Raw genomic sequence first — 13,293 nt, 5'->3', positions numbered from 1 at the left:
CTAAATAATAAAAAAATGCTAGTATTAAAATTTGGTGGTACATCTGTAGGTAGTGTAGAAAGCATGATTAATGTAAAAAACATTATTAATGATGGTAAGAAAAAAGTGGTTGTATTATCTGCAATGTCTGGCACAACAAATGCGTTGGTTAATATTTCTGAGCAATTGAAGCAAAATAATGCCGAAGAAGCAATAGTGTTACTTGATCAATTACATAAAACATATAAAAATACTATAGATCAGTTAATAACTAATCCAACATTTAATGCAGAAGTTAATGCGTATGTATCTAATATTTTTGAGGTTTTAACGCAAAATACCAATAATGAATATAATCGCTTAACATACAATACATTTGTAGCGCAAGGCGAAAGATTATCAACCTATATCTTTACTAGATATTTACATCAAGAAGGTATCGATGCTTGTTTGATTTCGGCATTAGATTTTATGCGAATTGATAAAACTAACGAGCCTGATAATTTTTATATTCAACAAAATTTAAACCGCATCCTTTTTGAGAATTCCGAATCTCAAATCTACATCACACAAGGTTTTATTTGTCGTGATGCAGATGGGAATATTGCAAATTTACAACGTGGCGGAAGCGATTACACCGCAACTATAATTGGTGCAATATTAAAAGCCGAAGAAGTACAAATTTGGACTGATATTGATGGATTTCATAACAACGATCCGCGTTTTGTAGAAAACACAACAGCAATCTCTAATTTGTCTTTTGACGAGTCTGCTGAGTTGGCATATTTTGGAGCTAAAATTTTACATCCGCAAACGGTAATGCCAGTTAGCGCTTATGATATACCTGTGCGATTAAAAAACACCATGTCGCCAAATGCACACGGTACGTTAATTACTAATCAAGTACATGGCGAAGGTATTAAGGCTATAGCTGCAAAAGATGGTATTACGGCAATCAAAATTAAGTCGGCAAGAATGTTATTAGCGCACGGTTTTTTAAAGAAAGTTTTTGAAATTTTTGAGCGCTATCAGACTTCTATAGACATGATTACCACGTCTGAAATTGCAGTGTCATTAACCATAGACAACACTACCTATTTACAAGACATTGTAAATGAGCTTAATGCTTTTGCGCATGTTGAGGTAGACGATTTTATGAGTATTGTATGTTTGGTAGGAAACGCAATTGTTTATCATCCTGATACACCTAATCTGTTTCAAATTTTACAAGATGTTAATGTAAGAATGATTTCTTACGGCGGAAGCAATAATAATATCTCACTATTAATTAATACTAGCGATAAAGTAGAAACCCTTAAAAAACTACAACGCTATGTCTTTGAAAATAACCAAGTTTTAGTTTAAGTTGATTTGAAAAAAAAGCGAACCATTCGGTTCGCTTTTTAAAATCTTTACTAAAGACTATTATTTATTCATAATCTCCTCAATTTCATCTGCTTCAATTGGGATATTTCTCATTAAGTTAAAAGGTTCTCCTGTTTCTTGGATAACTACATCATCTTCTAATCTAATACCAAAACCTTCATCTGGTATATAAATACCAGGCTCTACAGTAAAAACATTATTAGCTTGCATAGGCTCGGTTAAAATACCGTAATCATGTGTGTCTAATCCCATGTGGTGAGACGTACCGTGCATAAAGTATTTTTTATAAGCTGGCCAATCTGGGTTTTCGTTTTGTACATCTGCTTTGTCTAATAAGCCTAAACCTATTAACTCGCTAGTCATTAATTTACCAACTTCTACGTGGTAATCTGCCCAAATGGTTCCTGGTGTAAGTAGTTTTGTAGCTTCATTTTTTACACGGTTTACAGCGTTGTAAACTTCTTTTTGACGTGCTGTAAATTTACCAGACACAGGTATAGTACGAGACATGTCACTACTGTAATTAGCATATTCTGCACCAACATCTAAAAGGATTAAATCACCAGCTTTACACTCTTGATTATTTTCTATGTAGTGTAATACGTTAGCATTGTTTCCAGATGCAACAATTGGCGTGTATGCAAAACCACGAGAGCGATTGTTTAAAAACTCATGCATAAACTCGGCTTCAATGTTAAATTCCATAACACCTGGTTTTACAAACTCTAAAATACGTCTAAAACCTTTTTCGGTAATATTACAAGCGTTTTGTATTAAGTCAATTTCAATTTGATCTTTTACAGAGCGTAATCGTTGTAAAATAGGGTTGCTTTTTGCTACTCGATGTGCAGGAAAACGGTCTTTAAGTTTTTTTGTAAAACGGTCTTCGCGTGTTTCGGTTTCAACATTAGCACGGTAATGCTCATTAGTATTAATGTAAACAGTATCGCATTGCGTCATGATTTCGAATAAGATTTTATCTAAATCTTGTAACCAGTATACGGTTTTGATACCGCTAGTTTCAAACGCTTTTTCTTTGGTTAATTTTTCGCCTTCCCAAACAGCAATATGTTCGTTAGTTTCTTTTAAAAATAAGATTTCGCGATGTTTTGGGTTTGGGCAATCAGGAAAAATAACAAGTACACTTTCTTCTTGATCTACGCCGCTTAAATAAAAAAGATCTCGATTTTGCTGAAATGGTAACGTGCTATCTGCACCAATCGGATAAATATCGTTAGAATTAAAAACTGCTAAACTGCTAGGAAGCATTTTTGCAGCAAAATTTTTACGGTTTTTTATAAAAAGTTCTTTCTCTATTTTATGGTATTTCATTATGATATTGTTTTACTTTCCGCGAAAGCGAAAAGTTATTATCTATTTATTTACTTCAAAAATAAGAAGATTAATTATCTTTAAAGAAAATTATACTAACTATGAAACTTAAACTTCTGTTAATCTTAACAGCACTTTTTACTTTTAGTGCTGAAGCACAACAAAACTTAACGACTTCAAGAGAGGTACAACAAGCTTTAATTAATAAAAAAGAACTTGTAAACGCTTCTTTAGTTAAAAATGTACCTTTTGAAAATATTGGACCTACAGTTATGAGTGGTCGCGTGGTAGATTTGGCTGTAAATCCAGAAAATCCAACCGAATTTTATGTTGGTTACGCATCTGGTGGCGTTTGGCACACTACAAATAATGGTACGTCTTTTACGCCTATTTTAGACAACGCGCAAACCCAAAATGTTGGTGATATTGCTGTAGATTGGAACACTAGAACTATTTGGGTAGGAACTGGAGAGAACAATGCCTCACGATCGTCTTACGCTGGTATAGGAATACTTAAATCTACTGATAACGGAAAATCTTGGCAACATGTTGGTTTACCAAACTCGCAACACGTTGGACGTATATTAATTAATCCTAATAATCCAGAAGAAGTGGTTGTTGGTGTAACGGGTAGTTTGTATTCTAAAAGCGTAGATAGAGGTGTTTACAAAACTAAAGATGGAGGTAAAACATGGACCAAAACATTGTATATAGATGATGTTAGCGGAATTATTGACATGCAACATGCTCCAAACGATTATAATATCATGTTTGCTACGTCTTGGACTAAAGATAGAAAAGCTTGGAATTTTGATGGAAGCGGAAATAACTCAGCAATCTATAAAAGTACCGATGCAGGTGAAACTTGGCAAAAAGTATCTACAGAAAAAAGTGGTTTTCCTACTGGGAATGGTGTTGGTCGAATAGGATTAGCAGTTTACGACAGTAATATTGTTTATGCTATACATGATAGTCAATTTAGAAGACCTTCTGAAGGTAAAAAAGATGAAAGTAACGGCTTGCAGAAAGACGATTTTAAATCGATGACTACAGATGTGTTTTTAAAATTAGAAGATAAGAAGCTGAATAATTTTTTAAAGACTAACGGATTTCAAGAAAAATACAGAGCAGAAAACGTTAAACAAATGGTGCGCAGCGGTAATGTAAAACCTGCAGATATAGCAACATATCTAGAAGATGCAAACTCTATGTTGTTTGATACGCCTGTTATTGGTGCAGAAGTATATAAAAGTACTGATGGCGGAATAACTTGGAGTAAAACTCACGATGATTATATAGAAGATTTATATTATAGTTACGGATACTATTTTGGACATATTTATGTATCACCTGCTAATAAAGAACACCTATATATTTATGGTGTGCCTATTTTAAAATCTAAGGATGGAGGTAAAACATTTACTTCGATTTCTGCAGAAAATGTACATGCAGATCATCATGCGCTTTGGATTAATCCAAAGAATCCAAATCATTTAATTAATGGTAACGATGGTGGGGTAAATATTACATATGATGATGGTGAAACTTGGATAAAAAATAACTCACCATCCGTTGGGCAATTTTATGCTATTAATGTAGATAATCAAACACCATATAATGTATATGGAGGTTTGCAGGATAATGGTGTATGGAAAGGTGCAAACAACGCACCAGAAGACAGAAGTTGGCAACAATATGGACAATACCCTTGGGAAATGATTATGGGAGGAGATGGTATGCAAATTGAAATTGATAACCGTAATCCAAATATCGTTTATACAGGTTATCAGTTTGGGAATTATTACCGTCTAAATCTAGATACCGAAGAGCAAACTTACATACAACCAAAGCATCAATTAGGCGAAAGCCCTTATCGTTTTAACTGGCAAACTCCAATACAACTATCAAGTCATAATCAGGATATTTTGTATCTAGGAGGTAATAAATTAATGCGTTCTTTAGATCAAGGGAATACTTGGGAAGCTATTAGCGACGATTTAACTAAAGGTGGTAAAAAAGGAAACGTAGCCTATGGCACATTAACTAGTATTAGTGAATCACCATTTCAATTTGGGTTAATTTATGCAGGTAGCGATGATGGTTTACTTCATATAACAAAAAATGGAGGAGCATCTTGGCAAAATATTTCTACATCTTTTCCTAAAGATCTATGGGTAAGTCGTGTTATAGCATCTTCGCATAAAAAAGAACGTGTTTATGCTACATTAAACGGTTACCGTTGGGATGATTTCTCAGTCTATATTTATAGATCTGATGATTATGGTCAAACATGGAAAAATATTTCTTCAAACGTACCAATGTCTCCAGTAAACGTGATTAAAGAAGATCCAGTAAATCAAAATATATTGTATTTAGGAACCGATAACGGTGCATATGTATCTTTTAATAAAGGTGAAACTTGGCAAGCGTTTTCTGAAGGTTTACCAGCAGTTGCTGTACATGATTTAGTGATTCATGAAGACACTAATGATTTGTTGTTGGCAACACACGGAAGAAGTATTTATAAAACCAATGTGGCTAATCTTCAAAAATATGATGATGTTGAAAGTGCATCTCAAAACATTTCAATTTTTGATATAAATAATATTAGATATTCTGGACGTTGGGGAAGTAGTTGGAATAAATGGGCTAAACCGTTTGAACCAAAAGTAGTTGTCGAGTTTTATAGTAATAATTCAGGTCAAGCAGATTTTAATATAGTAACAGAAAAAGGTACAGTTCTACATAGTGATAATGTTAAATTAAATAAAGGATTTAATTATGTAGATTATGGTTTAGAGATTACAGAAAAAGCAAAGAAAAAGCTTTTAAAGGAAAACGCTTCCCTTGTTATTAATAAAGCTAAAAACGGAAAATTTTATTTGCCTAAAGGTAAGTATTTTGTAAAAATCAATAATACATCTAAAACGTTTGAAGTAAAGTAAAACTCAGGTTAATTAAACTCATTCTAAATAGCGTAAATAAAGCTTTTAATTTGTTATAAATTGCTCTGAGGCTTATCTTTGTAAAAAGAAAAAATAACCATATACACAATGAGCGGAATTTTAAATTCTTCAATAGGAAGAAAGGTTGCTATGGCACTTTCGGCATTCTTTCTTATGATTTTTATTCTTCAACACTTCGCAATCAATATCTTATCTGTTTTTAGCCCAGATACGTTTAATGAAGTATCACACTTCATGGGTACGTTTTGGTTAATACAGTTTGTATTGCAGCCTGTTTTAATTTTTGGGGTAGTTTTTCACTTCATCATGGGATTTGTTTTAGAAATTAAAAATAAGAAAGCACGTCAAATTAGCTATGCTAAAAACAATGGTAGTGCAAATTCTACTTGGATGAGTAGAAATATGATCTGGAGTGGAGGCTTCATTTTAGTATTCTTAATTATTCACTTTATCGATTTTTGGTTTCCAGAAATCAATACTAAGTATATTGTTGGTGATATGTCTGGAACATTACCTAATGGTGAGTTTAGATATTACGAAGAGTTAGTGCATAAATTTGAACCAATCTGGAGAGTTGCTTTATACTGTTTAGGTTTTGTATTCTTAGCACTGCATTTACTTCACGGTTTTAACTCGGCATTCCAGTCAGTTGGAGCTAACAATAAATATACAAAAGGATTAAAAGGTTTTGGTAAAGCCTATGCTATATTAATTCCGTTAGGATTTATTTTTATTGCATTGTTTCACCATTTTAATCACTAAAAAATAGTTGACTATGAGTTTAGATTCAAAAGTACCTAAGGGTCCAATTGCAGACAAATGGACTAATCATAAAAATAATATTAATTTAGTTAACCCAGCTAACAAGCGTCTTATTGATGTTATTGTTGTTGGTACTGGATTAGCTGGTGGATCTGCTGCTGCTACTTTAGCAGAGTTAGGTTATAACGTAAAAGCATTTTGCTTTCAAGATTCACCAAGACGTGCGCACTCTATTGCAGCACAAGGTGGTATTAATGCTGCCAAAAATTATCAAGGAGATGGTGATTCTAACTACCGTTTGTTTTACGATACTGTAAAAGGAGGAGATTACCGTTCTAGAGAAGCAAACGTATATCGTTTAGCAGAAGTTTCTGCAAATATCATTGACCAATGTGTAGCTCAAGGAGTACCTTTTGCTCGTGAATATGGAGGATTATTAGACAACCGTTCTTTTGGTGGTGTATTAGTATCTCGTACATTTTACGCTGCAGGACAAACAGGTCAGCAATTATTATTAGGAGCTTACTCTGCAATGAACCGTCAAATAGGACGTGGAAAGATAAAGATGTACAACCGTCATGAAATGCTTGATGTTGTAGTAGTAGATGGTAAAGCAAGAGGTATCATAACACGTAACTTAGTTACAGGTGAAATAGAACGTCATTCGGCACACGCAGTAGTTTTAGGATCAGGAGGATACGGAAACGTATTTTTCTTATCAACAAATGCAATGGGAAGTAATGTAACAGCAGCTTGGAAAGCACACAAACGCGGTGCATACTTTGCAAACCCATGCTATACTCAAATACATCCAACCTGTATTCCTGTTTCAGGTGATCATCAGTCTAAACTAACGTTAATGTCAGAATCATTACGTAATGATGGACGTATCTGGGTACCAAAAAATATAGAAGATGTAAAAGCAATTAGAGAAGGACGATTAAAACCAACAGAAATTGCTGAAGAAAATAGAGATTATTACCTAGAGCGTCGTTACCCAGCATTTGGTAACCTTGTACCTCGTGATGTTGCCTCTCGTGCAGCTAAAGAACGTTGTGATGCAGGTTACGGTGTAAACGCAACAGGAGAAGCAGTGTACTTAGATTTTGCTTCTGCAATAACACGTTACGGTAAAGAGCAAGCACACGTTAAAGGATTAGACGAAAACGATGCTGCTTTAGTAAAAAAATTAGGGCAAGAAGTTATCAAAACTAAATATGGTAACTTATTCCAGATGTACGAAAAAATTGTAGATCAAAATCCATACGAAACACCAATGATGATTTATCCTGCAGTACACTATACAATGGGTGGACTTTGGGTAGACTATAATTTACAAACAACAGTACCAGGATTATATGCAATTGGTGAAGCTAATTTCTCTGATCACGGAGCTAACCGTTTAGGTGCGTCTGCATTAATGCAAGGATTAGCAGATGGTTACTTTGTATTGCCTTATACAATTGGTGATTATTTAGCAGACGATATTAGAACAGGACCTATTTCTACAGAATCTAAAGAATTTGAAGAAGCAGAAAAAAACGTTCGAGAACGTATAGAGTTTTTTGTAAACAATGAAGGAAAGCACTCTGTAGATTATTTCCACAAGAAATTAGGAAAAATCATGTGGAATAAAGTAGGAATGGCACGTAACGTAAAAGGATTAACTGAAGCTATTTCAGAAATTAAAGCCTTACGTGAAGAATTTTGGAAAGAAGTTAAAGTACCAGGAACTGCTAACGAATTTAATGAAGAGTTAGCTAAAGCTGGTCGTGTAGCAGATTTCTTAGAATTAGGAGAGTTATTTGCTAAAGATGCATTACATCGTGAAGAATCTTGTGGTGGACACTTTAGAGAAGATTTTGTTGAAGAAAGTGGAGAACAAAAAGGTGAAGCAAAACGTGATGACGAAAACTTTGCTTATGTTGCTGCTTGGGAATACAAAGGGCAACCAAGTGAAGCTCAACTACATAAAGAAGAATTAGAATTTAACGATATTGAGTTAAAACAAAGAAGTTATAAATAGATTAAGTATTGAGGTAAGAGATGTTAGACACAGATTTAAACGCTCAATACTCAATACTCAATACTAAAATCTGAATATATGAATTTAACATTAAAAATATGGCGTCAAAAAAACGCCAACGATAAAGGAAAAATGGTTGACTATCAAGTCAGCGATATTTCTCCAGATATGTCTTTTTTAGAAATGTTAGACGTATTAAACGAACAGTTGATTAACAAAGGTGAAGAGCCTGTTGCGTTTGATCATGACTGTCGTGAAGGTATTTGCGGTATGTGTTCTTTATATATTAATGGAGAAGCACATGGACCAGATAGAGGCGTAACAACATGCCAATTACATATGCGTATGTTTAAAGATGGTGACACAATCTTTATAGAGCCATTTAGAGCAAAAGCGTTCCCTGTAATTAAAGATTTAGTTGTAGATAGAAGTGCTTTTGATCGTATACAGCACGCAGGAGGATTTATCTCTGTAAATACATCTGGTAATACTATAGATGCTAATGCAATACCTGTAAATAAACATGATGCAGACGATGCATTTTCTGCAGCAACATGTATTGGTTGCGGTGCATGTGTAGCTAGCTGTAAAAACTCTAGTGCAATGCTTTTTGTTGGTGCTAAAGTATCTCAGTTTGCTTTATTACCACAAGGACAAGTAGAAGCTACAGACCGTGTTATGAACATGGTGAAGCAAATGGACGAAGAAGGTTTTGGTAACTGTACAAATACAGGAGCATGTGAGGTTGAGTGTCCTAAAGGAATCTCTTTAGAAAACATAGCTCGTATGAATAGCGAATACTTAAAAGCAAGTCTTAAAGGTTAGTTTATAACCTAAAATAAGATATAATTAGTAAAATCTCAAGAGGCTTGCTTCTTGAGATTTTTTTGTTTCTTTACTTTTTAATTTTGAATATGCAACAACCTTCTGCTTTTTACCAAAAAAATATTACAAACTATTCTAATCAGGTGTCAAAACTAAGTAAGCAATTATTTGGTTTAAGTCTATTACGCTTCTCGATTTTTATTCTTACCACAATTGGATTGTATAGTTTTTTTGGAGAATGGATATTTTTTTCAATTATAACTACACTTGGATTGAGCCTGTTTTTATTGCTATTATCTAAATATACCAATATAAAAAAACAACTGTTGTTATATAAACAGTTAGTTTCAATTAATGAGGAAGAAATTAGAATTATATCAGGAGATTTTTTCTATAAAGACAAAGGAGAACAATATCAAAATGTTAATCATAATTATGCATTAGATATTGATTTGTTTGGTAGAGGATCATTTTTTCAGTTTTTAGATAGAACAGCAACAAAACAAGGACAGGAAAAACTAGCAAATGCGTTAAAAGCTAATCAAATAACAAATATAAAAGATAGACAACAAGCTATAAAAGAGTTAGCCGAAAAACCTAGTTGGCGTCAAGAATATCAAGCAACAGCAAGTTTAATACACGTAGAAACCGATGTTAATCAAGTCGTTTATTTTTTAAATAATCATAAAAATTTTTTACCAAAATGGATGAAGCATATTCCATTAGTTTTCGGAATTTCATCTTTAGTGTTATTAGCACTAGTCATTTTTAAAATTTTACAACCACAATATTTTGGATACTGGATTTTTGTTGGCTTTTTTATTACTGGTAAATATTTAAAAAAATTAAGCAGTTTAGCTTCAAGCACAGATAAAATAAGAGATACGTTTAGACAATACGCGTTGCTACTTAAGTTAATTGAAAACGAAAAATTTAACGCCTCTTTACTAAAAGATAAACAACAAAAAATAAAACAAGAGTCAAAAAAAGCTTCTGAGATTTTAACAGAATTATCTAAAGCAATGGATGCATTAGATAATCGTAATAACTTCATTTCTGCCATTTTTGGTAACGGTTATTTTTTGACAGATATTAAACACAGTTTCTCCATAGAAAAATGGATAGAAAATTATCATGATACCGTAGAACAGTGGTTTGAAGTGGTTAGTTTTTTTGATGCTTATAACAGTTTTGGTAATTATACTTTTAATAATCCAGATTATATTTTTCCTGAAATATTAGATACCAAGCAAACGACTAAAGTTGAGCAATTAGGTCATCCTTTATTAAAGTCAGAAAAGCGAGTTGATAATGACTTTGAAATTAAAAATCAACAATTTTTTATAATTACAGGCGCTAATATGGCTGGTAAAAGTACTTTTTTACGCACTGTATCTTTGCATATTGTAATGTCAAATGTAGGTTTGCCCGTTTGCGCAAAGTCAAGTCAATATAGTCCCGTAAAGTTAATAACAAGTATGCGCACAACAGACTCTTTAACAGATGATAGTTCCTACTTTTTTAGTGAGCTTACCAGACTTAAATATATAGTTGAAACTATTAAAACCGACGATTATTTTATCATTTTAGATGAAATATTAAAAGGAACAAACAGTACAGATAAAGCTATTGGTAGTAAAAAGTTTGTAGAGAAATTGGTGGCAAGTAAAGCAACAGGAATAATTGCTACACACGACTTAAGTTTGTGCGAAATAGAAAAAGAGTTACAAGCAGTTAAAAACTATTATTTCGATGCTCAAATAGTTAATGATGAGCTATTTTTTGATTACACCTTTAAAAAGGGAATTTGTCAAAACATGAATGCTAGCTTCTTGTTAAAGAAGATGAATATTGTTTAAAAAAAAAGCCGAAACTTTTAGTTTCGGCTTTTTTTTAAATTAGGATTATTTATTTTTTTTAGGATGCACTAATTCCATCTCTTCAATTAAGTGTTTCGCACCAGCAAATTTATCTATGATAAATAAAACATATCTAGCGTCAACCATTATGTTACGACAAATTTCTGGATCGTAATTCATATCACTCATTGTACCTTCCCAAACGCGATCAAAATTTAGTCCGATTAAATTACCATTTGCGTCTATTGCAGGACTACCAGAGTTTCCTCCAGTGGTATGATTGGTGCCTAAAAAGCAAACAGGTACTTTACCGTTTGCATCTGCATATTGTCCAAAATCTTTTGCAGCGTATAGGTCTAAAAGTTTTTGTGGTACATCAAACTCGTAATCACCAGGTACATACTTTTCAATCACACCATCTAAGTAGCTTACTGGCATATAGTAAACTGCGTCTTTAGGCGAATAGCCTTTTACCTTCCCGTAAGTTACACGCATTGTACTGTTAGCGTCAGGAAAATATCTAGCATCAGGTAACGCTTCCATCAAAGCTTTCATGTATTGTTTTTCTAAAGCAGTGATCGGTGCGTTTTTAGTTTCAAATTCTGGGTTTATTGTGCTGTAAAACTCATCAATAAATGCTTTTGCATATTTATAAGCAACGTCTTTATTTAACTTTTTAAGGACGTCTTTTGGTTTACCATCAAGAAGTTTTAATGCGTCGTTTAAATCTGTAAGAGCTGTTTTATCATAAATAGAAGCGTCTACTTTTTGTGTGTAAAAAGGCATAACGTTTTTAAAAACACCTTTATCTACATTTACATCATAATTTTTATGAATACTTTTTAAAGTTGAAGCAAAACGCGCTTTAGCTTTTTCAAAATTATCAGGATTTTGTTTAATAGCTTGCTCCATTTGATAAGCTCTAAGCGTCATGGTCATTAACTCGTTGGTAACAATAAATACTTCAATAAAATTTCTTCTTTTAATGTTTATTGCTGCAAAATCTTTATAAAGTCGATCAAATTCAGGAAGAATGTTTCCGTATTTACTTTCTAAATTTTTGTCTTTTAAAGCTTTTGTAAATTCAGCTTCAAAAGCACGTCGTTCTGCTATTGCATTACTTTTTTCGATACCAAGATTTTCTCCAATCCATTTTTTCCACGCGTTAGCAATTCTTGCTTGTTTAGAGGCGTATTTAATACGTACCTCATCGTTAGCTTTCATGTTGGCGTCAATAACTTTTAAAGCAGCTTCGCGTATTGCAATATTGCTTGGGTTATATTCTTGTGTGATGTGTTGTATAGCTACTGCAGGAAGATATTCGTTTGTACGACCAGGAAAACCAAATACCATGGTAAAATCGTCTTCTTCTATACCATCTAAAGATATTGGTAAATAATGTTTTGGTGTGTATGGTACGTTGTCTGTACTATATTTTGCTGGTCTGTTATTTTTATCTGCATAAATACGAAATAAAGAAAAATCGCCGGTATGTCTCGGGAATACCCAATTATCTGTATCGCTACCAAATTTACCTATGCTTGCTGGTGGCGCACCAACTAATCTAATATCTTCAAAACGTTCTGTAATAAATAAAAAATATTGATTACCCTTATAAAACGCCTTAACTTTAGTGTCTTGCCAAGGTTCTATATCGTAGTAAGTCTGAACTTTATTGCTGTTTTTGTCAATTACAGATTGTTTTTCTTTCTCAGACATTTCATCAGTTACACCAGCTAAAACATCGTTAGTAACATCTTCAATACGTACAATAAATTCGACAAAAAGACCTTCGTTTGGCAATTCTTCATCTAAATTCATTGCCCAATAACCATTTTTAATATAATCGTTTTCTAAAGAAGAGTGCGATTGTATTTGACTGTAACCACAATGATGATTAGTTAAAATTAATCCTTTTGGAGAGATCACTTCGGTAGTGCAACCACCATTAAAATGACCGATAGCATCCTTTAAACTAGATTTGTTAACGCTGTATATATCATCAGCAGTAAGCATGCTTCCAAGGTTAGCCATTTCGGTTTCATTCATTCCATCCAAAAGCGAAGGAATCCACATTCCACCTTGTTGTGCAGATACACTAAAAGTGATAAAAAGCAGTAAAAATTTTATAAGTCTCATTGTATTTAGTTTATTAAAA

8 protein-coding genes are annotated in these 13,293 nt (G+C 33.1%); 6 read left to right on the top strand and 2 right to left on the bottom strand.

Going from position 1 to position 13,293, the window contains the following annotated elements; translation table 11 throughout:
* The first annotated feature begins 15 nt into the window (after window positions 1-15).
* Window positions 16-1,344: an aspartate kinase gene (locus H574_RS0102965; RefSeq protein WP_027879130.1), complete on the top strand. Its 1,329-nt coding sequence runs from the start codon at window positions 16-18 to the stop codon at window positions 1,342-1,344.
* Window positions 1,345-1,404: 60 nt separating this feature from the next.
* Here the strand turns inward: H574_RS0102965 and H574_RS0102960 are convergent, their stop codons facing one another.
* Window positions 1,405-2,697 carry an aminopeptidase P family protein gene (locus tag H574_RS0102960; protein WP_027879129.1) on the bottom strand — a complete coding sequence of 431 codons (1,293 nt, stop codon included), beginning with the start codon at window positions 2,695-2,697 and terminating at the stop codon, window positions 1,405-1,407.
* Window positions 2,698-2,798: 101 nt separating this feature from the next.
* Between H574_RS0102960 and H574_RS0102955 the strand changes: the two genes are divergently transcribed.
* From H574_RS0102955 to H574_RS0102935, 5 genes are all read left to right on the top strand, one after another.
* Window positions 2,799-5,642, top strand: a complete 2,844-nt coding sequence (locus tag H574_RS0102955) for a WD40/YVTN/BNR-like repeat-containing protein (RefSeq protein WP_027879128.1) — start codon at window positions 2,799-2,801, stop codon at window positions 5,640-5,642.
* Between the two features lie 108 nt (window positions 5,643-5,750).
* Window positions 5,751-6,425 carry a succinate dehydrogenase cytochrome b subunit gene (locus tag H574_RS0102950; RefSeq protein ID WP_027879127.1) on the top strand — a complete coding sequence of 225 codons (675 nt, stop codon included), beginning with the start codon at window positions 5,751-5,753 and terminating at the stop codon, window positions 6,423-6,425.
* A gap of 13 nt (window positions 6,426-6,438) precedes the next feature.
* The gene (locus tag H574_RS0102945; RefSeq protein ID WP_027879126.1) at window positions 6,439-8,451 is read left to right on the top strand and encodes a fumarate reductase/succinate dehydrogenase flavoprotein subunit; all 2,013 of its coding nucleotides are present in this window, start codon (window positions 6,439-6,441) and stop codon (window positions 8,449-8,451) included.
* Between the two features lie 78 nt (window positions 8,452-8,529).
* Window positions 8,530-9,276, top strand: coding sequence for a succinate dehydrogenase/fumarate reductase iron-sulfur subunit (locus tag H574_RS0102940; RefSeq protein WP_027879125.1), 747 nt, complete (start codon window positions 8,530-8,532; stop codon window positions 9,274-9,276).
* A gap of 89 nt (window positions 9,277-9,365) precedes the next feature.
* Window positions 9,366-11,135, top strand: a complete 1,770-nt coding sequence (locus tag H574_RS0102935; RefSeq protein WP_027879124.1) for a MutS-related protein — start codon at window positions 9,366-9,368, stop codon at window positions 11,133-11,135.
* 45 nt (window positions 11,136-11,180) lie between these two features.
* On the opposite strand, the gene H574_RS0102930 is transcribed toward H574_RS0102935, so the two are convergent.
* Window positions 11,181-13,274 (bottom strand): S46 family peptidase, encoded by a 2,094-nt coding sequence (locus tag H574_RS0102930; RefSeq protein ID WP_027879123.1) that lies wholly within the window; start codon window positions 13,272-13,274, stop codon window positions 11,181-11,183.
* Window positions 13,275-13,293: the final 19 nt, after the last annotated feature.

Source organism: Mesoflavibacter zeaxanthinifaciens DSM 18436, assembly GCF_000422365.1.
GTDB classification, from domain to species: Bacteria; Bacteroidota; Bacteroidia; order Flavobacteriales; family Flavobacteriaceae; genus Mesoflavibacter; species Mesoflavibacter zeaxanthinifaciens.
Note: the sequence above shows the minus strand (reverse complement) of the source record. Positions and strands in the feature narration are given on the sequence as shown.

What these genes read in the sequence shown, in the direction of transcription:
- H574_RS0102965 (WP_027879130.1), top strand. Translation starts at nt 16, where the DNA reads ATGCTAGTATTAAAATTTGGTGGTACATCTGTAGGTAGTGTAGAAAGC.
- H574_RS0102960 (WP_027879129.1), bottom strand. Translation starts at nt 2,697, where the DNA reads ATGAAATACCATAAAATAGAGAAAGAACTTTTTATAAAAAACCGTAAA.
- H574_RS0102955 (WP_027879128.1), top strand. Translation starts at nt 2,799, where the DNA reads ATGAAACTTAAACTTCTGTTAATCTTAACAGCACTTTTTACTTTTAGT.
- H574_RS0102950 (WP_027879127.1), top strand. Translation starts at nt 5,751, where the DNA reads ATGAGCGGAATTTTAAATTCTTCAATAGGAAGAAAGGTTGCTATGGCA.
- H574_RS0102945 (WP_027879126.1), top strand. Translation starts at nt 6,439, where the DNA reads ATGAGTTTAGATTCAAAAGTACCTAAGGGTCCAATTGCAGACAAATGG.
- H574_RS0102940 (WP_027879125.1), top strand. Translation starts at nt 8,530, where the DNA reads ATGAATTTAACATTAAAAATATGGCGTCAAAAAAACGCCAACGATAAA.
- H574_RS0102935 (WP_027879124.1), top strand. Translation starts at nt 9,366, where the DNA reads ATGCAACAACCTTCTGCTTTTTACCAAAAAAATATTACAAACTATTCT.
- H574_RS0102930 (WP_027879123.1), bottom strand. Translation starts at nt 13,274, where the DNA reads ATGAGACTTATAAAATTTTTACTGCTTTTTATCACTTTTAGTGTATCT.